Origin of the sequence: Microbacterium sp. NPDC012755 (assembly GCF_042901325.1) — a bacterium.
Classification (GTDB): Bacteria; Actinomycetota; Actinomycetes; order Actinomycetales; family Microbacteriaceae; genus Microbacterium; species Microbacterium natoriense.
Genome location: NZ_JBIBCT010000001.1, coordinates 3,585,521 through 3,606,461 on the forward strand (window position 1 = coordinate 3,585,521; position 20,941 = coordinate 3,606,461).

Consider the following 20,941-nt stretch of genomic DNA (forward strand, 5'->3'; position numbering starts at 1 on the left):
TGCGCGTCACCCGCCGTTCACCTCCCGGCCACGGCGGGGCAACTCCCCCGGCATCTGCCGGATGCCTGACGCCCACACTCTGTCGAGTACCCCCGTACTCGCCGACCCGGAGTGTGCCATGCCCTCTCGTCCCCTCTCCGCCGCGGTGCTCGCGACCTGCCTTCTGGCCGGCACGATCACCGTCGCCGCCGTCCCGGCATCCGCGGCCCCCCGCACCGCCGACGTCTTCTCCCGCGCCGCGACCTACCCCGTGTACCTCAACGCTCCTGCGGGGGTGGACCCGGCATCCGCCACCGTCGCGGAGATCTCCACGATCACCGCCGACGGCACCGTCGTCTACACCGACGCTCTCGGAAAGCGGATCGGCTTCGTCGATGTGGCCGACCCGTCGAACCCCCGCGGAACCGGAACGGTCTCACTCGCCGACCTCGGCCACCCCGACGACCAGCCCACGTCGGTCGCCTCCTACGGCGACTACATCCTCGTCGTGATCGACGAGACCGGCGGGCAGTTCACCGATCCGCACGGGCGGCTCGACGTGCTGCGCGCATCCGACCGCTCCCTCGTGCGCTCGATCGATCTGGGCGGCCAGCCCGACTCCATCGCGATCTCGCACGACGGCGCGTACGCGGCGATCGCGATGGAGAACCAGCGCGACGAGGAGATCAAGCCCGCCGGCGGCAAGAAGGGGGATCTCCCCCAGCTGCCCGGCGGATTCGTCCAGGTGCTCGACCTCGGCGAGGACCCCGCCGCCTGGACCACGACCCCCGTGCGCTTTCTCGCCGAGGACGGCAGCCCGCTGCCGATCGTCGCGGCATCCGGAATCGACACCCCGCAGGACCCGGAGCCGGAGTACGTCACCATCGACGATCGCAACCGGCTCGCGGTGACGCTCCAGGAGAACAACGGCATCGCCGTGATCGACCTGGAGACCAAGACGCTCACGTCCGTCTTCTCGGCGGGCGCGGTCGCGCTCAGCGGCGTGGACACCGTGAAGGACGGCCGCATCGACCTCACCGGATCGCTGCCGGCGACGCCTCGCGAACCCGACTCGATCGCGTGGGTCGGCGATGGACTGGTGGCCACGGCCAACGAGGGCGACTGGAAGGGCGGCACCCGCGGTTGGACGGTGTTCGACACCGCGACCGGTCTGCCGGTGTGGGACGCGGGGAACAGCTTCGCGAACATCGCCGTGCAGTACGGCCTGCACAACGAGGACCGCGCGGCCAAGAAGGGGGCCGAGCCCGAAGGGCTCGCGTTCGCCGAGTTCGGCGGCACGCCGTATGTGTTCGTCGCCAGTGAGCGCTCCAACTTCGTCGCCGTGTACGACATGACCGACCCGGCCTCCCCCGTGTTCGATCAGATCCTGTTCACGACCAACGGCCCCGAGGGCATCCTGCCGGTGCCGGGGCGCGATCTGCTCGTCGTGTCCAGCGAGACGGACGACGCGAGCGTCGGCGTCCGCGCCTCCGTGAGCCTGTTCTCCTTCGGCGCCGGTGCGCCCGCGCAGCCCAGCATCCTGTCCGATGCCGTCGGCGGCGCACCGATCGGATGGTCCGCGCTCGGCGCGCTCTCCGGGCACCCGACGAACTCCTCGCTCGTGTACGCCGCGAGTGACGCCGTCGTCTCCCCGGCGACGATCTACACCGTCGACGTGTCGCAGACTCCTGCCCGCATCACCGCCTCGACGGCCGTCACCGAGAGCGGCTCGCCCATCGCGCTGGACGTGGAGGGCATCTCCGCCGCCGCGGACGGCACCTTCTGGCTGGCCGTGGAGGGCGCGGCGGGAGCCGGGAACACCATCGTCCACACGGATGCGGCAGGAGCCGTGCTCTCACGTCACCCGCTGCCGGCCGAGGTCGCCGCGCACATCGGCAAGTGGGGCTTCGAGGGCGTCACCGTGACCGGCGAGGGTGCCGACCTCCGCGTGTGGAGCGTCATCCAGCGTCCGCTCTGGACCGACCCATCGAACCTCGCCGCCGGCACCGTGGACGGAGCCGACATCACCCGCATCGGCCGCCTCGACCCGGCGACGGGCGCGTGGGAGTGGTTCGGCTACCGCCTCGACGCGACGACCACCCAGGGAGACTGGATGGGGCTGTCGGAGATCACGGCGATCGACGACGACACGTTCGCGATCATCGAGCGCGACAAGCTCAACGGCCCCTCGGCCGCGGTGAAGCGCGTGACCCGAGTCGACATCCCGGCGGATGCTGCGCCCAGCGCGTTCGGGCAGCCTCTGACCCTGCTCGAGAAGACGACCGCGATCGACGTGCTGCCCCAGCTGAGGGCGACGGCCGGCTGGACCCAGGAGAAGCTCGAGGGCTTCGCGATCGCGGCGGACGGCCGCCTGTACGGGGTCACCGACAACGACGGGCTCAAGGACGCCACGGGCGAGACCGTGTTCCTGCGCCTCGGCGCCGCCTCCGAGGTCTTCCCGGACACGTCGACGCCCGCGGTGCCGTCGCTCACCCTGAGTGCCGCGAGCGTGAAGGCCGGTGCCGAGCTCACCGTCACGGGAACGGGGTTCCCCGCCTCGACGGAGGTGCGCATCGAACTGCACAGCGATCCGGTCGTGCTGGGCACCGCTTCGACCGACGCCCAGGGCGCCCTGCACTTCACCGGGGCGGTCCCCGCGGGCACCGCGCCGGGAGCGCACGAGATCGTCGCCGTCGCGGGCGAGGTCACGGCCCGCACCCCGCTGACGGTGACCGCGTCCGGCGGGGCGACGACCCCCGGCGCCGGAGGCTCCGTGCGACCTGGCGACCTGGCCACGACCGGCGGTGACGCATCCTGGCTCCTGCCGGTGGCCGTGGGCGCCGGCATCCTGCTCCTCGCGGGTGCCGTGCTGCTGATCGTCCGCCGCCGCACGCGTTCCTGACCCGACATGAAGAAGGGCCGGAACCCAGGAGGTTCCGGCCCTTCTTCATTCGGCGTTCGGCGCGTGTCAGCGCTTCTCGAGCTCCTCGGCCACGAGGAAGGCGAGTTCGAGCGACTGCATGTGGTTCAGACGCGGGTCGCACAGGCTCTCGTAGCGCGTGCCGAGCGCGGCCTCGTCGATCTGCTCAGAACCGCCCAGGCACTCCGTGACGTCGTCGCCGGTCAGTTCGACGTGGATGCCGCCGGGGAACGTGCCCACCGCGCGGTGCGCCTCGAAGAATCCGCGGACCTCGTCGACGACGTCGTCGAAGCGACGGGTCTTGTACCCGGTCGGCGTGGTGATGCCGTTGCCGTGCATCGGGTCGGTGACCCACAGCGGCTGCGCACCCGAATCACGGACGGCCTCGAGCAGCGGCGGAAGCGCATCGCGGATCTTGCCGGCGCCCATGCGCGTGATGAAGGTCAGCCGACCGGGCTCACGGTTCGGGTCGAGCTTGTCGATCAGCGCGAGCGCCGTGTCGGGCGACGTCGTCGGGCCGAGCTTGACGCCGATGGGGTTGCGGATCTTCGAGAAGTAGTCGACGTGCGCGCCGTCGAGCTCTCGGGTGCGCTCGCCGATCCAGAGGAAGTGCGCCGAGGTGTTGTACGGGGTGTCCGTGCGGGAGTCGATGCGCGTCATCGGCCGCTCGTAGTCCATCAGCAGGCCCTCGTGACCGGTGAAGAACTCGACGCGCTTGAGCTCGTCGAAGTCCGCACCCGCGGCCTCCATGAACTTGATCGCACGGTCGATCTCGGCGGCCATGCGCTCGTAGCGCTGGTTCGCCGGGTTCTGCGCGAAGCCCTTGTTCCACGAGTGCACCTCGCGGAGGTCGGCGAAACCGCCCTGCGTGAAGGCGCGGATGAGGTTCAGCGTGGACGCGGCCGTGTGGTACCCCTGCAGCAGTCGGCCGGGGTCGGCCTGACGGGATCCCTCGGTGAAGTCGTAGCCGTTGACGATGTCGCCGCGGTAGGCGGGGAGCGTGACGTCGCCGCGGGTCTCGGAGTCGCTGGAGCGCGGCTTGGCGAACTGCCCGGCCATGCGTCCCATCTTCACGATGGGCATCGACGCCCCGTAGGTGAGCACCACGGCCATCTGCAGGACCGTCTTGATGCGGTTGCGGATCTGCTCGGCGGTCGCTCCGGCGAACGTCTCGGCGCAGTCGCCGCCCTGCAGCAGGAACGCCCGGCCGGATGCCGCGCGGGCGAGGCGATCCCGGAGGTTGTCGACCTCACCGGCGAAGACCAGCGGAGGGAGGGTCGAGATCTGGCGGGAGACCTCGGCGACGCGCTCTGCGTCGGGCCACTGCGGCTGCTGCTTGATCGGGAGCGAGCGCCACGCGTCAAGGGCGTCGATGTGGTGCGGGAGCATGCCCCCAGCCTAGCGGGAGCTGAGGCTCAGGAGCGCCGTGTGGCAGCGGCCGGAAGGCGGTCCTTGACGGTCGACGCGTAGACGTCTTCGTACTCCTGCTCCCCCAGCCGCTGGAGGGCGACCATGATCTCGTCGGTGACGGACCGGAGGATGTAGCGGTCGTTCTCCATGCCCGCGTAGCGCGAGAAGTCGAGCGGCTCTCCGATGACGATCCCCACGCGCATGATCCGCGGGATGCGCCGGCCGATCGGCATCGCCGTGTCGGTGTCGACCATGATCACCGGGACGACGGGGACCTTGGCCTCGAGCGCCATCCGGGCGATGCCGGTGCGCCCCCGGTACAGCTTTCCGTCGGGGCTGCGCGTCCCCTCGGGATAGATGCCGAGGAGGTCGCCGCCGCCCAGCACCTGCAGCCCCGTGTTGAGGGATGCCTCGGACGCCTTGCCACCCGACCGGTCGATCGGCAGCTGACCCGTGGCCTTCATGAAGAACTTCGTGGCCCGGCCCTTGATGCCGCGCCCGGTGAAGTAGTCGCTCTTGGCGAGGAAGGACATGGACCTGTCGAGCATGAGCGGCAGGAAGATCGAGTCGGCGAACGACAGATGGTTGCTGGCGAGGATCGCCGCGCCGCTGGCGGGCACGTTCGCTCGGCCCACCACCCATGGTCGGAAGATCGCCTTCACCAGAGGGCCGATCACGACGTACTTCATCAGCCAGTAGAACATCGTGGTGAAGTCTAGCGCCGTGGATGGCTTCCGTTCACGGTGGCGACTGAGTTTCACCCTGAATGAAATTCAGTCCCATGCCTTAGACTCGGGTGAACACGTGCCCGACCGGTACCGAAGGAGCTGCCGTGGTCCAGTTTGAAGTCCCCGCCGTCGTCCCCGCCGACCCAGATGCGAACATCTCCGACATCCTGGCGAAGCGCGTCGAAGCCACTCCGAACCTCGCGCTCTTCTCCGTGCCCGACGGAGAAGGCTGGCGCGACATCACCGCCGCCGATTTCCAGACGGCCGTGATCGCCCTGGCCAAGGGGTTCGCCGCCGCCGGCATCCAGCCGGGAGAGAAGGTCGGCTTCCTCGCTCGCACGACGTACGAGTGGACGCTCGTCGACTTCGCGCTGTTCTACGCCGGGGCCGTGATGGTCCCGATCTACGAGACCAGCTCGCCGTCGCAGATCCAGTGGATCCTCGAGGACTCCGGCGCCATCGCCCTCCTCGTGGAGTCCCCCGAGCACTTCTCCCGGGTCGACGAGGTCCGCGGCGACCTCCCCCTGATCCGCGAGGTCTGGCAGATGCACCTCGGAGCGATCGACGCCCTCACCGCGCAGGGTGCCGCGGTGACGGATGACGAGATCGAGCGTCGACGCAACCTCGCAGTCGGCAGCGACATCGCGACCCTCATCTACACGTCGGGCTCGACCGGCCGCCCCAAGGGCTGCGTGCTCACCCACAGCAACTTCGTCGAGCTCTCCCGCAACGCGGCGAAGTCCCTCAACGAGGTGGTGCAGACGCCCGGCGCCTCCACGCTGCTGTTCATCACCACGGCGCACGTGTTCGCGCGCTTCATCTCTATCCTCGACGTGCACGCCGGCGTCCGCACCGGCCACCAGCCCGACACCCGGCAGCTGCTGCCGGCGCTCGGCTCCTTCAAACCGACCTTCCTCCTCGCGGTGCCCCGCGTGTTCGAGAAGGTCTACAACTCGGCCGAGCAGAAGGCCGAGGCCGGCGGCAAGGGCAAGATCTTCCGCGCCGCCGCCGAGGTCGCGATCGAGCACTCGAAGCTCCTCGAGGCCGGCAAGCCGATCCCGTTCGGCATGCGCCTGAAGTTCGCGCTCTTCAACAAGCTCGTCTACAGCAAGCTGCGCGAGGCCATGGGCGGCAACGTCGTCTACGCCGTGTCCGGCTCCGCCCCCCTCGGCGCGCGTCTCGGCCACTTCTTCCACAGCCTCGGCGTGGTGATCCTTGAGGGCTACGGCCTGACCGAGACCACGGCGCCCGCCACGGTCAACCTCGCGGACAAGTCGAAGATCGGCACGGTGGGCCCCGCGCTCCCCGGCGTCGGCATCCGTCTCGCCGAGGACGGCGAGATCGAGGTCCGCGGCATCAACGTGTTCAAGGAGTACTGGAACAACCCGCAGGCGACCGCCGACGCGTTCAGCGAGGGCGGCTGGTTCCGCACCGGCGACATCGGCACCTTCGACGCCGAGGGCTTCCTCACCATCACGGGTCGCAAGAAGGAGATCATCGTGACGGCGGGCGGCAAGAACGTCGCCCCCGCCGCGCTCGAGGACCCGATCCGCGCGAACCCGATCATCGGTCAGGTGGTCGTCGTGGGCGATCAGAAGCCGTTCATCTCCGCACTCATCACGCTGGACCCCGAGATGCTTCCGACCTGGCTGGGCAACAACGGGCTCCCGGCCGACATGTCCCTCGCGGAGGCGTCGACGAACGCCGCCGTGCGCGCCGAGGTGCAGAAGGCGGTGGATGCCGCGAACACCCGCGTCTCCCGCGCGGAGTCGATCCGCAAGTTCACGATCCTCGACAGCGAGTGGACTGAGGCATCGGGCCACCTCACGCCCAAGCTCTCCATCAAGAGGAACGTCATCATGAGCGACTTCGCCGACGAGATCTCGGCGATCTACGACGAGCCCGTCGCCACCACGAACGTCGCGATCGGCGGCTGAGCTCGGATCCACCACGGTCATGCAGAAGGGCTCCGCCTCGGCGGGGCCCTTCTGCATGACCGGTCAGAACCAGGAGCTCTCGCGCACCTCGCGCATGGCGACCTTGCGGGTCTCCGGATCGAGTCGGGTCAGGTACAGCTTGCCGTCGAGGTGATCCGTCTCGTGCTGCAGGGCCTGGGCCAGCAGACCGTCGCCCTCCAGCACCACGGGGTTGCCGTCGAGGTCGATGCCCTCCACACGGGCCCAGGGATGCCGCAGAGCGTCGTGCCAGAGCCCTGGCACCGAGAGGCAGCCCTCGCCGGTCGGCACGGCCTCACCGCGGACCTCCGTCAGCACCGGGTTCAACACGTAGCCGATGTCGCCGTCGATGTTGTAGCTGAAGGCACGCAGCGCGACGCCGATCTGCGGCGCGGCGACGCCCGCCCGTCCGGGCAGCTCCACGGTCTCCACCAGATCGGTCACCAGGGCGCGCACGCCGTCGTCGATCTCCTCGATCGGCGCGCACACGGTGCGCAGCACGGGGTCGCCGAACACGCGGATCTCACGGACGGCCATCAGGCGGCCTTCGCCCGAAGGCCCTCGACCAGCAGCGCCGCGAGCTCTCGCGCCGCGACACGGGTCTCCGGCTGCAGGTTCGCGAAGACGATCGTGCCGCCTCCCGCGATCTGGGAATCGTACGGCACCCGGACGACCTTCTTGGCTCTGGTGCGGAAGTGCGCCTCGAGCTCGTTCAGCCGCACCAGCGGAGCACCGGGCGTGGACTGGTTGAGCACCACGATGGCCTCCCGTGCCTGCTCCGCGTATCCGTTGGTCTCCAGCCAGGTCAGCGTCTCGGACGCCAACCGCGCCTCGTCGACGCTGAGGCCCGACACGATCACGACCTGGTCGGCGAGGTCGAGCGTCGCCGACATCACGGAGTGGACGATGCCCGTGCCCGTGTCCGTGAGGACGAGGGAATAGTAGTGCGCCGCGACGCCTGCGACGTCGCGGTAGTCGCTGTCGCTGAACGCCTCCGCGATGCGGGGGTCGGAATCCGAGGCCAGCACATCGAGACGGGTGGCGTCGCGTGCGACGATCGAGGAGATGTCGTGGTAGCCCTTCACGTCATCGTGGATGCGCACGAGGTCGCGCACCGTCCGGCTGTGGGCCGACCGCACGACGCGATCGGCGAGAGTGCCCCTGTCGGGGTTGGCGTCGACCGCGATGACCCTGTCCTCGCGAGCATCCGCGAGCGCCATTCCCAGGAGCGCGGTGATCGTCGTCTTGCCGACACCGCCCTTGCGCGACAGAACGGGCACGAAGCGCGCGCCGCCGGACAGCGGGGCCGCGATCCTCGCGCTGAGCGCCTTTCGCTCGCGAGCACGCCTGCCGTCGCCGATGTTGATGCGGCGCCCGGAGACCGTGTAGAGGAAGTGGCTCCACGCGCCCTCCGGCTCGGGCCTGGTGACGCGGCTCGGGTCGAGCAGACGGTCGGCGGTGAGCAGATCGGCGCTCTCGCGCGAGGCCTCCCCCAGATCGTCGAGGCGCTTCGACGAGAGCGCCACTTCGGTGCGCGACGCACGGGTGGGCTGCGTCGCCACGGACTTCTCCTTCGCAACGTTCACGACGGGGATCTCCTTTCGGGATGCGGCAGTCGGCGAAGGGGCGAGAGCCGTCGCCTTGGCCTCGAGATCGGCCTTCGCGCGCGCGATGAAGGCAGCGGCCGCTGCTGCCTCGGCAGCGACGAGGTCCTCGGGCTCGGACTCGGGCTCGGACTCGGGCTCCGTCCCGGTCTCGGTCGCAGTCTCGGGCTCAGTCACGGCTTCCGGCTCGGGCTCAGCTGCGAGTTCAGGTTCGGGCTCAGCCGTGGGCGCGGGCGCCGACTCCGGCTCAGCCTCAGCCTCAGCCTCAGCCTCAGCCTCAGCCTCAGCCTCAGCCTCAGCCTCAGCCTCAGCCGAGACCACCGCGGCTGTGCTCTCGGCGACCGTGGGCTCGTCGACCTCGATGCGATCGGCCACGGCGATGCGATCGGCCGCTGCGATCTCGGCCTCGGCGTCGGCGGCCTCGACGGGCTCCGACTCGACGACCTCCGACACGATGACCTCTGCGACCTCGGAGTCGAGAGGCTCGGATTGGAGAGGCTCGGGCAGCGCGGCCTCGGGCGCGGACTCCTCGACGGTCCCGTCAGACGACGCCGGCATCTCGACCGCCTCCGCGGACGGCACGGTGTGCGGCATCTCCGCGTCCGCGGGCAGCTCGATGACGATCGACTCGATGACGGCATCCGCCTCGGGCGCGATCTCGTTCTCGACGAACGCTGTGCGATCGTAGACCGGTTCGTCGTCGATGATCAGATCGACGACCTCGCCGTCGACGACGCCGTCGTCGGCGAGATCGTCATCGTCCGCCTGCGGAAGGATCACGTTCACCTGGGCCGTGCCGCCGAGGATGCCGATCCCGGACGTGTCCAGGGACGCGGCTTCGTCGAGCACCCCTCTCGACTCTTCGTCTTTCGGGGTGGACCCCTTTTTCACGGTCACGATGTCACTCCAAGCTTGTGCGGGCCTCGGGTGCGTCACGTGCGTGCGCGGCCCTCGCCCGCACAAGATTAGTGCGCGGGGCGGATCACGACCAAAAGATCTCCTGCGTCCACCTGCTGCGTCTCTCCGATCGCGAGGCGCTCGATGACCCCGTCGACCGGCGCCGTGATCGCCGCTTCCATCTTCATCGCCTCGATCGAGGCGACGGGCTCCCCTGCCCTGACGGCGGAGCCTACCTCGACCTTCAGGGTGACCACGCCGGAGAACGGCGCCGCCACCTGACCGGGCACGGAGGTGTCGGCCTTCTCGACCTCATGGGCGTCGACGACGATCGAGCGATCGCGCACGAACACCGGGCGCAGCTGCCCGTTCAGGGTGGTCATGACCGTGCGCATGCCCTTGTCATCCGCCTCGCCGATCGCCTCGAGCCCGACGTACAGCTGCACGCCGCGGTCGATCTCGATGAGGTGCTCCTGTCCCTGGACGAGCCCGTAGAGGTAGTCGCTCGTGTCGAGGACCGAGAGATCGCCGAAGAGTTCGCGCATCTGAGCGAACTCCTTCGTCGGAGCGGGGAACAGCAGGGTGTTCAGTCGCTCCCGACGCGCGGCGCTGTCTCCCGCGAGTGCGGCCTCGTCGTCGGCGGAGATCTCGGTCATTCCGGTGCGCACCGCGCGCCCGGCGAGCACCTTCGTGCGGAAGGGCTCGGGCCAGCCGCCGGGAAGATCGCCCAGTTCGCCGGCCATGAATCCGACCACCGAGTCCGGCACGTCGTACTTCTCGGGATTCGCCTCGAAGTCCGCCGGATCCGCCTTGACGGCGGCGAGGTGCAGCGCGAGGTCTCCGACGACCTTGGAGGAGGGCGTCACCTTCGGCACGCGACCGAGGATGCGGTCGGCCGCCGCGTACATGTCCTCGATCAGCTCGAAGTCGTCGGCGAGTCCGAGAGCCTTCGCCTGCTGGCGCAGGTTGGACAGCTGGCCGCCCGGGATCTCGTGGTGGTATACGCGTCCGGTGGGTCCGGGCAGGCCGGACTCGAACGGCGCGTACTGACGGCGCACGGCCTCCCAGTACGGCTCGAGGTCGGAGACCCCATCGAGGTCGATGCCGCTGTCGCGCTCGGTGTGCGCGAGCGCCGCGACGAGAGACGAGAGCGAGGGCTGGCTCGTGGTGCCCGAGAGCGGAGCGGATGCCGCATCCACCGCGTCGACGCCGGCAGCGCTCGCGGCGAGCAGGGTCGCGAGCTGGCCGCCTGGCGTGTCGTGCGTGTGCAGGTGCACGGGCAGATCGAAGCGCTCGCGAAGAGCGGCCACGAGCTTCGACGCCGCCGCGGGGCGGAGCAGACCCGCCATGTCCTTGATCGCGATGATGTTGGTTCCGGCGGCGACGATCTGATCCGCGAGCGCCAGGTAGTAGTCGAGGGTGTAGAGGTCCTCGGCGGGGTTCAGCAGATCTCCCGTGTAGCAGAGAGCGACCTCCGCGACCGCGGTGCCCGTCCGACGCACGGCCTCGATCGCTGGACGCATCTGCTCGACGTCGTTGAGCGCGTCGAAGATGCGGAAGATGTCGACGCCGCTGGCGGCCGCCTCCGAGACGAACGCCTCGGTGACCGCAGTGGGGTACGGCGTGTAGCCGACCGTGTTGCGCCCCCGCAGCAGCATCTGGATGGCGACGTTCGGCAGAGCCGCCCGCAGCTTGTCGAGCCGCTCCCACGGGTCCTCGCCGAGGAACCGCAGCGCGACGTCGTAGGTCGCGCCGCCCCAGGCCTCCACCGACAGCAGTCCGGGGGTCAGGCGGGCGAGGTAGGGAGCAGCGGCGACCAGGTCCTTCGTGCGCACACGCGTCGCGAGCAGCGACTGGTGAGCGTCGCGGAACGTCGTGTCGGTGATGGCGAGGGCGGACTGCGCACGCAGGCTCTTCGCGAACCCCTCCGGTCCGAGTTCGAGCAGCCGCTGCCGTGATCCGGGAGCGGGCGCGGCTGCGAGGTCGATCGTAGGGAGCTTCGCCACCGGATCGATGACGCCGGGGTGGGCCCCGTGCGGCTTGTTCACCGTGACGTCCACCAGCCAGTTCAGGATCTTCGTCCCGCGGTCCTTGGAGATCCGTCCGCGGAGTAGCTCAGGACGTTCGTCGATGAAGGACGTGCTCACATCTCCGGCCACGAAGGCGTCGTCGTCGAGCAGCGCCTGCAGGAACGGGATGTTGGTGGAGACGCCACGGATGCGGAACTCGGCGAGGGCGCGGCGCGCGCGGGCGACCGCGGCGGGGAAGTCGCGTCCTCGACAGGTCAGCTTCGCGAGCATCGAGTCGAAGTGCGGGCTGATCTGCGCGCCCTGGTGCACGGTGCCGCCGTCGAGACGGACGCCCGCACCGCCCGGTGACCGGTACGTGGTGATCTTGCCCGTATCGGGCCGGAACCCCTGGGTCGGGTCCTCCGTGGTGATCCGACACTGCAGGGCCGCACCGCGCAGGTGCAGGTTCTCCTGCTGCAGCCCGAGGTCGGCGAGGGTCTCCCCCGCGGCGATCCGCATCTGGCTCTGCACCAGGTCGACGTCGGTGACCTCCTCGGTGACCGTGTGCTCGACCTGGATGCGCGGGTTCATCTCGATGAAGACGACCTCTCCCGCGCGCTCCCCCGCCGTCTCCAGCAGGAACTCGACGGTGCCGGCGTTCTCGTACCCGATCGAGCGGGCGAAGGCGACCGCGTAACCGTGCAGGGCGGTGCGGATGCCGTCATCGAGGTTGGGTGCCGGAGCGATCTCGACCACCTTCTGGTGGCGCCGCTGCACCGAGCAGTCCCGCTCGAAGAGGTGCACGGTCTCGCCGGTCTTGTCGGCGAGGATCTGGACCTCGATATGACGAGGTCGCAGGACGGCCTGCTCCAGGAACATGCGCGGGTCGCCGAAGGCACTGGACGCCTCGCGCATGGCCTCCGCGAGAGCGGGGGCCAACTCGCCCTTCGTCTCCACGCGGCGCATCCCTCGTCCGCCGCCGCCGGCGACGGCCTTCGCGAAGAGCGGGAAGCCGATCCCGTCGGCCTGGGCCACGAGAGCCTCGACGTCATCCGACGCCTCGGTGGAGCGGAGGACGGGCACGCCCGCCTCGATCGCGTGGCGCTTGGCCTCGACCTTGTTCCCCGCCATCTCGAGCACGTTCGCGGGAGGCCCGATGAAGACGATGCCGTTGGCGGCAGCCTTCTCTGCGAGCTCGGGATTCTCCGAGAGGAAACCGTAGCCCGGGTAGATCGCGTCCGCGCCGGCCTCCAGCGCCACGCGGATGATCTCGTCGACGTTCAGGTAGGCCCTGACCGGATGACCACGCTCCCCGATCTCGTATGCTTCATCGGCCTTCAGCCGGTGAACGGATCCGCGGTCCTCGTGGGGGAAGACCGCCACGGTCCTCGCTCCCACCTCGAAGGCCGCACGGAAGGCGCGGATCGCGATCTCGCCGCGGTTCGCCACAAGGATCTTCGTGAACATGCACACCTCTAAGAGCTCGATGCACGGCGTTTTCGACGCGCATGGGGCGGGGCTGAGTGTTCCCCCAGCCTAGGGGAAGGTAACGTGGTGTCCGTGCACGTACTCAGCGTCAGCTCTCTCAAGGGAGGCGTCGGCAAGACGACCGTGACCCTCGGCCTGGCCTCAGCGGCCTTCGCCCGTGGTGTCCGGACGCTCGTCGTCGACCTCGACCCGCAGTCCGACGTGTCCACCGGGATGGATATCCAGGTGGCCGGCCGGCTCAACATCGCCGACGTCCTGGCGAACCCGAAGGAGAAGGTCGTCCGTCAGGCGATCACCTCCAGCGGCTGGGCGAAGGTGCACCCCGGCACGATCGACGTGCTCATCGGCAGCCCCTCGGCGATCAACTTCGACGGGCCGCACCCCAGCGTCCGCGACGTGTGGAAGCTCGAGGAGGCGCTGGCATCCGTCGAAGCCGACTACGACCTCGTCCTGATCGACTGCGCTCCATCGCTGAACGCGCTGACCCGTACGGCGTGGGCCGCGAGCGACCGCGTCATGGTCGTCACCGAGCCCGGCCTGTTCTCCGTGGCCGCGGCGGATCGCGCCCTGCGCGCGATCGAGGAGATCCGTCGTGGACTCTCTCCTCGCCTCCAGCCGCTGGGCATCGTGGTCAACCGCGTGCGCCCGCAGTCGATCGAGCACCAGTTCCGCATCAAGGAGCTGCGCGACATGTTCGGCCCGCTCGTGCTCTCCCCCCAGCTGCCGGAGCGCACGTCGCTGCAGCAGGCCCAGGGTGCGGCCAAGCCGCTGCACATCTGGCCGGGAGACTCCGCACAGGAGCTCGCCGCAGACTTCGACCAGCTGCTCGACCGGATCATCCGCACCGGACGCATCCAGGTCGCGGAGGCCGGCCCTCAGGCCTGATCCCCACCGCTACGCGAAACGCCCGCTCGATGAGCGGGCGTTTTCCGTTTCCGGTGACGTTCAGGCGGAGCGCTTGGACCGTCGGGCCGAGAGCTCGTCGACGGGGTCGGGCGCCGTGGGATCGAACTCCACGAGAGTGGACTCCACCTCGCGCAGGACCTTCCCGACGGCGATGCCGAACACGCCCTGGCCGCGGCTCACGAGGTCGATGACCTCGTCGTTCGAGGTGCACAGGTAGACCGAAGCGCCGTCGCTCATCAGCGTGGTGCCCGCGAGGTCGCGGATGCCGGCGCGGCGGAGCTCCTCGACCGCGGTGCGGATCTGCTGCAGCGAGATGCCCGTGTCGAGAAGGCTCTTCACGAGCTTGAGCACGAGGATGTCGCGGAAACCGTAGAGGCGCTGCGAACCCGAGCCGCTGGCGCCACGGACGGTCGGCTCCACGAGCTCGGTGCGCGCCCAGTAGTCCAGCTGACGATAGGTGATCCCGGCTGCGCGAGCAGCCACCGCGCCGCGGTAGCCGACCTCGTCATCCATCGCCGGAAGACCGTCGGTGAAGAGGAGTTCGGTCACGAACCGCGGGTCGCCTGCACGCTCATCCGCACTCATCTGAAGTCCTCCCTGGAGCTGTTACCTCCACGCTAGAGCAGCGTCCAGGCAGCGGCAATGACATCCGTGCGACCTCGAAGGTGTGTCGCAATCAGTTCGTTACGAAAGCACCCTGGTGAGCGCGTCCTTGACGAAGAGCGAGCGCACTTCGTCGATCTTCGCGGCGAGCTCGGGAGCCATCTCGCTCGCCTTCGCCCGCGATGCCGCATCGGTGCGACGCAGCAGTGCGGACAGCGCGGATTCGATCAGCGCGACCTCCCGCTCGGCTCCCTGTCGCAGAGACCGGAGGTGCCGCGGCTCGATGCCGTGGCGATCGAGGCCCACGAGGCTGCGCAGCAGCGTGACCGTCGCCTCCGGATAGTTCTCCTGCGCCGTGATCACTCCGGTGCTGATCGCGTCGTTGAGCAGCTGGGGCCCGGCGCCCGCCGCGGCCAGCAGCTCCTCTCGGCGGTAGCGCCGAGGGGTGGGGGTGATCGACGGGGGCGGGACGATTCCCGCCGCCTCGCCGCTCGCATCGGCGTCGTCGAGCTGTTCGCGGATGACGCTCAGCGGCAGGTAGTGGTCGCGCTGCAGGGTGAGCCCCAGGCGCAGCCGCTCGATGTCGGCGGTCGAGAACTTCCGGTATCCGGACTCGGTCCTGGACGGGGTGACGATCCCCTGCACTTCGAGGAAGCGCAGCTTGCTGGAGGTCAGATCGGGGAACTCCGGCGTGAGCCGGGCGAGGACCTGACCGATGCTCAGCAGGCCCGCGGACGCAGACCGTTCGCGGGCGGGAGCGGCCGCCATCAGTCGTTCGCCGCGACGCGGTCGAGCGGTGAAGCGAAGAAGTTCAGCCGGAACTTGCCGACGCGCAGCTCGGAGCCATCGACGATGGGGCTGCGGTCGACCCGCTCGCCGTTGACGTAGGTGCCGTTGAGCGACCGCTGGTCGATGATCTCGAAGGAGGTCCCCGTGCGGGTGATCTCGGCGTGACGGCGCGACACGGTCACGTCGTCGAAGAAGATGTCGGCCTCCGGGTGACGGCCGACCGTGGTGACGTCGGTGTCGAGGAGGTAGCGGGCCCCTGCGAGAGCGCCGGAGCGGACCAGCAGCAGGGCGGATCCCGACGGAAGGGAGGCGATGGCGCTCTGCTCCACGTCTGTGAGCTCCACGCCGAACGGCACGAAGGAAAGATCCGAATCGTGCCCGAACGTCTGCGTCACGTCGTGCTTCTGCTCACCGGAACGGTGAATCGCGGCGTCGCCGGCCGGTCGGCTGTCGTTGTCTGTCACTGTGCCCTCCTGATCGTCCAGACTAACCGATCGAAGGCGGCCTCCGGGAGGTGCAGGTGCACTCAGCCATCCCATACGGAGGATTCATAGGCTGGAGCGGTGAAGACCACAGCTCGCAGCATCCCTCTCGCCCCCGCAGCGCTGGCGGCGGCCCTGCTCACCGCCTTCGTCGTGCTGTTCGCGCCGCTCTCCGCCTCGGCGCACGATGCGCTCATCGCGTCATCCCCCGCCGCGGACGGCACGGTCGAGACGCTGCCCGGCGAGATCACCCTCACCTTCAGCGAGAAGCTGATCACCGGCGAGGGCGCGACCGAGGTCGTCGTGACGGATGCCGCCGGCGCCTCGGTGACCGACGGACCCGCGACCGTGGACGGCGCCATCGTCACGCAGCCGCTCGCCGCCGAGGGCGACGCCGGGGTCTATCACGCCGTCTGGAAGATCGTCTCGAGCGACGGCCACCCGACCTCGGGCGAGTTCTCCTTCACCGTGACGACGAGCACGGTCACGGCCCCCACCGCCACGCCGACAGCCACCGCCTCCACGACACCGTCGGAGACCCCCGAGGCCGTCGCGACTCAGGCCCCGCAGGATGCCGTCGAAGGCGCGGACCCGGTCGGGTTCTGGGTCCTCGGGATCATCGGCGTCCTCGTCGTCGCGGCCGTCGTCATCGTGCTTCTTTCACGACGTGGAAACCGGCCTCCGGCCGGCTCCGACGCCCCCTCAGAACGATAGGCTGGGAGCATGCCACACTACGACGTCGTCATCCTTGGTGCAGGTCCTGGCGGATACGTCGCTGCAGTTCGCAGCGCGCAGCTCGGCCTCTCCACCGCCATCATCGAGGAGAAGTACTGGGGCGGTGTCTGCCTCAACGTGGGCTGCATCCCCTCCAAGGCCCTCCTGAAGAACGCGGAGCTCGCACACACCCTGAACCACAAGGCCGACTTCTTCGGCATCTCGGGCGAGTTCACGATCGACTTCGGCAAGGCGTTCGACCGCAGCCGCGAGGTCGCTGAGGGCCGCGTCAAGGGCATCCACTTCCTGATGAAGAAGAACAAGGTGACCGAGTACAACGGTCGCGGCACCTTCACCGGCCCCAAGGCGATCTCCGTCGCCAAGGCCGACGGGACGACCGAGGAGGTCACGTTCGACAACGTGATCATCGCGACCGGCTCGAGGGTGCGCCTGCTGCCGGGAGTGCAGCTCAGCCAGAACGTCGTGACCTACGAAGAGCAGATCATGACCCGCGAGCTCCCCGAGTCGATCGTCATCGTCGGCGCCGGCGCGATCGGCATGGAGTTCGCGTACGTGCTGACGAACTACGGCGTGAAGGTCACGATCATCGAGTTCCTCGACCGCGCCCTCCCCAACGAGGACGCCGACGTGTCGAAGGAGATCACGAAGCAGTACAAGAACTACGGCGTCGACATCCTCACCTCGACCAAGGTCGAGACGATCGTCGACAACGGCTCGTCCGTCACCGTCACGTACACCGGCAAGGACGGCCAGCAGGCCTCCATCGAGGCCGGCAAGGTGCTGATGTCCGTCGGGTTCGCCCCGAACGTCGAGGGCTTCGGCCTGGAGAACACCGGCGTGAAGCTCACCGAGCGCGGCGCGATCGACATCGACGACCACATGCGCACCAACGTCGAGGGCATCTACGCCATCGGCGACGTGACCGCCAAGCTCCAGCTCGCCCACGTGGCGGAGGCACAGGGCGTCGTCGCGGCCGAGACCATCGGCGGCGCCGAGACCCAGACGCTGGGCGACTACCGCATGATGCCGCGTGCCACGTTCTGCTCCCCCCAGGTCGCCTCGTTCGGCCTCACGGAGCAGCAGGCGAAGGACGAGGGCCGCGAGATCAAGGTCGCGACCTTCCCGTTCATGGCCAACGGCAAGGCCCACGGCCTCGGCGAGCCCGTCGGCTTCGTCAAGCTCATCGCGGATGCCGAGCACCTCGAGCTCATCGGCGCCCACATGATCGGCCCCGACGTGTCTGAGCTGCTTCCCGAGCTCACCCTCGCGCAGAAGTGGGACCTCACGGCCCTCGAGCTGGCCCGCAACGTGCACACCCACCCGACGCTGTCGGAGGCGCTGCAGGAGGGCTTCCACGGCCTCGCGGGGCACATGATCAACTTCTGATCGACGCAGGATCGAACGGGGTGACGACGGTTTCGTCGTCACCCCGTTCTGCGTCTGCTACAGGCGCCCCATCGTCAGGATGTCCGCCGTGCGCTCACGCAGCAGGGGCGCGCCGAGCGCCCGGATCAGGCTCTCCCGCACGCGGAGCGGCATCCCCACGGCGGGGGCGCCCATCGACATGTAGAAGCGTGCTCGCCGCTGCACCCGCCCCGCCGCTCTGGTTCCGCGCCGCGCGAACTCCGACAGATCGGCGGCCCCCGACGCGCTGACGGATGCCGCGAGACGCTGCGCATCGATCCAGCCGAGATTCATCCCCTGTCCGCCGATCGGACTGATCTCGTGAGCGGCGTCGCCGAGCAGCACGATGCGCCCTCCGACGACGACACGGTCGACCCGGTGCTGAGCGGCGTCGAACACGACGGGCGCCGGATCCGCCTCCAGCTCGGCGCCGATGCGCTGAGCGAGCGCGGTCCGGAACGCGGAAGGATCCCCGAGACCCTGCCCGTCCTCGCGCAGCACCCATCGCCGCATGCCGCCCGGAAGCGGGAAGCTCTCCACCAGTCCCCCCGGCTCGCAGTGGAGGCGCGCACGATCTCCTCCTGACCGGTCGACGACGTCGGCCATGGCGTACGTCGCCGCTCCCGGACGCTGCGTCCACGAGAGCCCCAGACCGTCGCGCAGGCCGCTGCGCACTCCGTCGGCGACGATGACCAACGACGCGGTGAGCTCTTCACGGGCACCATCGGACTCTGTGACGACCCGCACGCGGTCGTGATCCTCCCGCATGTCGACGACGGCGCACCCGAGGCGGAGAGCGTCGGGCGCGAGCCCCTCGAGCCGTTCCGCGAGCAGCGCCCCGGTCCGACGCTGCGGAAGGATCAGGACCCGCCGCCCCTCGGCGAAGTCGACGGAGGCGAGCATCCGGCCCCGGCTGAGGACGTCGCCTCCGCGGAGCGCCAGCGCCTCCGCGCGCACCGCGTCTCCGACACCTGCCGCATCGAGCGCGCCGAGGCCGGGGGGGTGGATGCCGATCGCCCTGTTGCGCGGGTCCACGCCCTCCCGTTTCTCCCGCACCGCCACGTCGAGCCCGCGCCCGATCAGCAGACACGCGGCGAGGAGACCCACCGGACCCGCGCCGACCACGACGGCATCGTGATCAGGCATCCGCCGCATCCCATCTCAGCTCGATCCGTGCGGGCAGACGCCGACGCACCAGCCACCCCGGAGGGGCGACCGCGACCAGCTCCCGCGGCGAGTAGGAGCGGCGGATGCTGGTGAGGCCGTCGGCGCGGATGAACGATCCGGCGAGCAGGTTCCGCGAGAACGGCAGGGTGGATGCCGCGAACAGCGCATAGGCCGTCCGGCTCCGCGCGATGTCGCCGTGCACCACGACCCCGCCCTCTCCGACGAGCTGCCTGGTCTCCCGGAGCAGCTGCTGCAGCTCACCCGGTTCGAGGTGGTGCAGCAGATGATTGGACAGGACGACATCGAAGACCTCGCCGTCGCGCACGAGCTCGGCCGTGAGCGCGCAGCGGTACCGCACGCCCGCACCGCCGTCATGCGCCTGCGCCCACCGGGTCGCCCTGCCGTCGGCGTCGAGAGCCGTGATGTCGGCATCCAGCCGGTCGCGGCGGAGACGAACCGCGAGCCCGCGGCAGAGGTCGCCGCCGCCGGATCCCACGTCGAGTATCCGCAGCGGTCGCTGCCGGGCTCGCGGACGGATGTCGCGGCGGTACAGCGCTCCAGGACGGGAGACGACACGGTTCACCAGCTCGAAGCGCAGATAGGTGCGCTCCAGCATCCGCTGGTCCGCCTCGGGGTCGTCCATCAGCTCCCTGGCGTCGACGGCCCTGGCCGAGAGGTCGGGGCTCATGACCCCTCGGGGGACTCGACCGTCATCAGTGCGCTCTCCGCGGTGAGCCCCGGTCCGAACGCCATGGCAGCGACGCGGTGGCCGTCGCGGGAGTCCTCCTGCTCCAGGATGCTCCTCAGCACGAACAGCACGGTCGCGCTCGACATGTTGCCGTTCACCCTGAGCACCTCTCTCGCCGGGTGCAGCTGGTCATCGCTCAGGTGCAGCCGCTCCTGCACGCGGTCGAGGATGCTGCGGCCTCCGGGGTGGATCGCCCAGTGCTGCACGGCCTCGGAGACCTCTCCGCCGTCGTAGGCCTCGAGCAGCTCCTGCTCGCCCGCGTACAGCGGTCGCAGGGCGCCGATGATCGCCTCCCCGATGATCTGCGGGACCGCGGTGGAGAGGATCATCTCGAAGCCGTTGTCTCCGATGGTCCAGGCCATGTCCTTCTCCCCCTCGGGGGCGATGGCCGTGTGGAATCGGTCGAGCCTGAGCGCCGTCACCGGCGTGGGCAGGTCGCGCGCGGTGACGATGCCCGCGGCGGCCCCGTCTGCGAACAGCGACGATGCCACGATCGTGTCGGGGTCCTCCGAGGAGCGCAGGTGCAGCGTGCACAGCTCGACGCTGACCACGAGGACCACCGCCTCGGGGTCCGCGGCGCAGAACTGACTCGCCGCTCGCAGCGCCGGCATCGACGCGTAGCAGCCCATGAAGCCGAGGTGGTACCGCTGCACCCCGTCGGGGAGACCGAGGGCCCTGACGATCTCGTACTCCGGGCCCGGCGCGTGGAAGCCGGTGCAGGACACGGTGACCACGTGGGTGATGTCGGCCGCCTCGATGTCGGGGTCGACCGCGATGGCGCGCCGGGCGACCTCGACGAACAGCCGCGAGGCCTCGCGGACGTACCGCTCGTTGCGCTCCCGGGTGCCAGGGGACAGCAGACGCCCGCTCGCCCGATCGAAGAACACCGGGTCGGCGACGTCGGCCGTCAGCGACAGCTCGTCGATCACCGTGTGGCGGGTGTCGATGCCGGAGCCGTTGAACGAGGCCCCGACGATGCGCTGCGCCAGCCGTCCGATGTCGGGCTGGGCGGCGAAGACGTCGCGCACCTCGTCCTGCACGAGGAGGGTGTCGGGGACGATCGTCTGCAGGGAACGGAGCCTGGCGGGTGGGCGCATGCTGTCACTCAAGCATGCGC

16 protein-coding genes are annotated in these 20,941 nt (G+C 69.6%); 5 read left to right on the forward strand and 11 right to left on the reverse strand.

Going from position 1 to position 20,941, the window contains the following annotated elements; all coding sequences use genetic code 11:
* Positions 1 to 118: 118 nt before the first annotated feature.
* Positions 119 to 2,881, forward strand: a complete 2,763-nt coding sequence (locus ACFY5A_RS16820; protein ID WP_387235745.1) for an esterase-like activity of phytase family protein — start codon at positions 119 to 121, stop codon at positions 2,879 to 2,881.
* Between the two features lie 66 nt (positions 2,882 to 2,947).
* Here ACFY5A_RS16820 and ACFY5A_RS16825 read toward each other — a convergent pair whose 3' ends face one another.
* The gene (locus ACFY5A_RS16825; RefSeq protein ID WP_105676486.1) at positions 2,948 to 4,288 is read right to left on the reverse strand and encodes a class II 3-deoxy-7-phosphoheptulonate synthase; all 1,341 of its coding nucleotides are present in this window, start codon (positions 4,286 to 4,288) and stop codon (positions 2,948 to 2,950) included.
* Positions 4,289 to 4,314: 26 nt separating this feature from the next.
* Positions 4,315 to 5,013, reverse strand: coding sequence for a lysophospholipid acyltransferase family protein (locus tag ACFY5A_RS16830; protein WP_341941871.1), 699 nt, complete (start codon positions 5,011 to 5,013; stop codon positions 4,315 to 4,317).
* 128 nt (positions 5,014 to 5,141) lie between these two features.
* Here ACFY5A_RS16830 and ACFY5A_RS16835 point away from each other — a divergent pair, with 128 nt between their 5' ends.
* The gene (locus ACFY5A_RS16835; RefSeq protein WP_341941870.1) at positions 5,142 to 6,974 is read left to right on the forward strand and encodes a long-chain fatty acid--CoA ligase; all 1,833 of its coding nucleotides are present in this window, start codon (positions 5,142 to 5,144) and stop codon (positions 6,972 to 6,974) included.
* Between the two features lie 63 nt (positions 6,975 to 7,037).
* Here the strand turns inward: ACFY5A_RS16835 and def are convergent, their stop codons facing one another.
* The 3 genes from def to ACFY5A_RS16850 form a co-directional block, all read right to left on the reverse strand.
* Positions 7,038 to 7,529: a peptide deformylase gene (gene def, locus ACFY5A_RS16840; protein ID WP_387235748.1), complete on the reverse strand. Its 492-nt coding sequence runs from the start codon at positions 7,527 to 7,529 to the stop codon at positions 7,038 to 7,040.
* On the reverse strand, positions 7,529 to 9,493 hold the full coding sequence (locus tag ACFY5A_RS16845; protein ID WP_387235751.1) for an AAA family ATPase: 1,965 nt from the start codon (positions 9,491 to 9,493) through the stop codon (positions 7,529 to 7,531). The genes def and ACFY5A_RS16845 overlap by 1 nt, the downstream gene beginning before the upstream one ends.
* Before the next feature lie 68 nt (positions 9,494 to 9,561).
* The gene (locus ACFY5A_RS16850; protein WP_387235754.1) at positions 9,562 to 12,969 is read right to left on the reverse strand and encodes a pyruvate carboxylase; all 3,408 of its coding nucleotides are present in this window, start codon (positions 12,967 to 12,969) and stop codon (positions 9,562 to 9,564) included.
* Between the two features lie 93 nt (positions 12,970 to 13,062).
* Here ACFY5A_RS16850 and ACFY5A_RS16855 point away from each other — a divergent pair, with 93 nt between their 5' ends.
* A complete protein-coding gene (locus ACFY5A_RS16855; protein ID WP_387235756.1) occupies positions 13,063 to 13,875 on the forward strand; it encodes a ParA family protein in 813 nt (270 codons plus the stop codon).
* A 60-nt stretch (positions 13,876 to 13,935) separates the two neighbouring features.
* On the opposite strand, the gene ACFY5A_RS16860 is transcribed toward ACFY5A_RS16855, so the two are convergent.
* From ACFY5A_RS16860 to ACFY5A_RS16870, 3 genes are all read right to left on the reverse strand, one after another.
* The gene (locus tag ACFY5A_RS16860) at positions 13,936 to 14,481 is read right to left on the reverse strand and encodes a MerR family transcriptional regulator (RefSeq protein WP_105677517.1); all 546 of its coding nucleotides are present in this window, start codon (positions 14,479 to 14,481) and stop codon (positions 13,936 to 13,938) included.
* A 99-nt stretch (positions 14,482 to 14,580) separates the two neighbouring features.
* Entirely contained in the window at positions 14,581 to 15,267 is a 687-nt protein-coding gene (locus ACFY5A_RS16865; protein WP_223586247.1) for a MerR family transcriptional regulator, read from the reverse strand.
* Positions 15,267 to 15,752: an FHA domain-containing protein gene (locus ACFY5A_RS16870; protein WP_105676937.1), complete on the reverse strand. Its 486-nt coding sequence runs from the start codon at positions 15,750 to 15,752 to the stop codon at positions 15,267 to 15,269. The genes ACFY5A_RS16865 and ACFY5A_RS16870 overlap by 1 nt, the downstream gene beginning before the upstream one ends.
* A gap of 99 nt (positions 15,753 to 15,851) precedes the next feature.
* Between ACFY5A_RS16870 and ACFY5A_RS16875 the strand changes: the two genes are divergently transcribed.
* Positions 15,852 to 16,484 (forward strand): copper resistance protein CopC, encoded by a 633-nt coding sequence (locus ACFY5A_RS16875; RefSeq protein WP_387235758.1) that lies wholly within the window; start codon positions 15,852 to 15,854, stop codon positions 16,482 to 16,484.
* Positions 16,485 to 16,493: 9 nt separating this feature from the next.
* On the forward strand, positions 16,494 to 17,891 hold the full coding sequence (gene lpdA / locus ACFY5A_RS16880) for a dihydrolipoyl dehydrogenase (protein ID WP_105676939.1): 1,398 nt from the start codon (positions 16,494 to 16,496) through the stop codon (positions 17,889 to 17,891).
* 57 nt (positions 17,892 to 17,948) lie between these two features.
* Here lpdA and ACFY5A_RS16885 read toward each other — a convergent pair whose 3' ends face one another.
* The 3 genes from ACFY5A_RS16885 to ACFY5A_RS16895 are packed head-to-tail and all read right to left on the reverse strand — an operon-like array spanning position 17,949 to position 20,921.
* The gene (locus ACFY5A_RS16885) at positions 17,949 to 19,055 is read right to left on the reverse strand and encodes an FAD-dependent oxidoreductase (protein WP_387235761.1); all 1,107 of its coding nucleotides are present in this window, start codon (positions 19,053 to 19,055) and stop codon (positions 17,949 to 17,951) included.
* Positions 19,048 to 19,764 carry a methyltransferase domain-containing protein gene (locus ACFY5A_RS16890; protein ID WP_387235764.1) on the reverse strand — a complete coding sequence of 239 codons (717 nt, stop codon included), beginning with the start codon at positions 19,762 to 19,764 and terminating at the stop codon, positions 19,048 to 19,050. The genes ACFY5A_RS16885 and ACFY5A_RS16890 overlap by 8 nt, the downstream gene beginning before the upstream one ends.
* Complete coding sequence (locus ACFY5A_RS16895; protein WP_387235767.1) at positions 19,761 to 20,921, reverse strand: type III polyketide synthase; 1,161 nt, start codon at positions 20,919 to 20,921, stop codon at positions 19,761 to 19,763. Before ACFY5A_RS16895 ends, ACFY5A_RS16890 begins: the two co-directional genes overlap by 4 nt.
* Between the last annotated feature and the right edge of the window lie 20 nt (positions 20,922 to 20,941).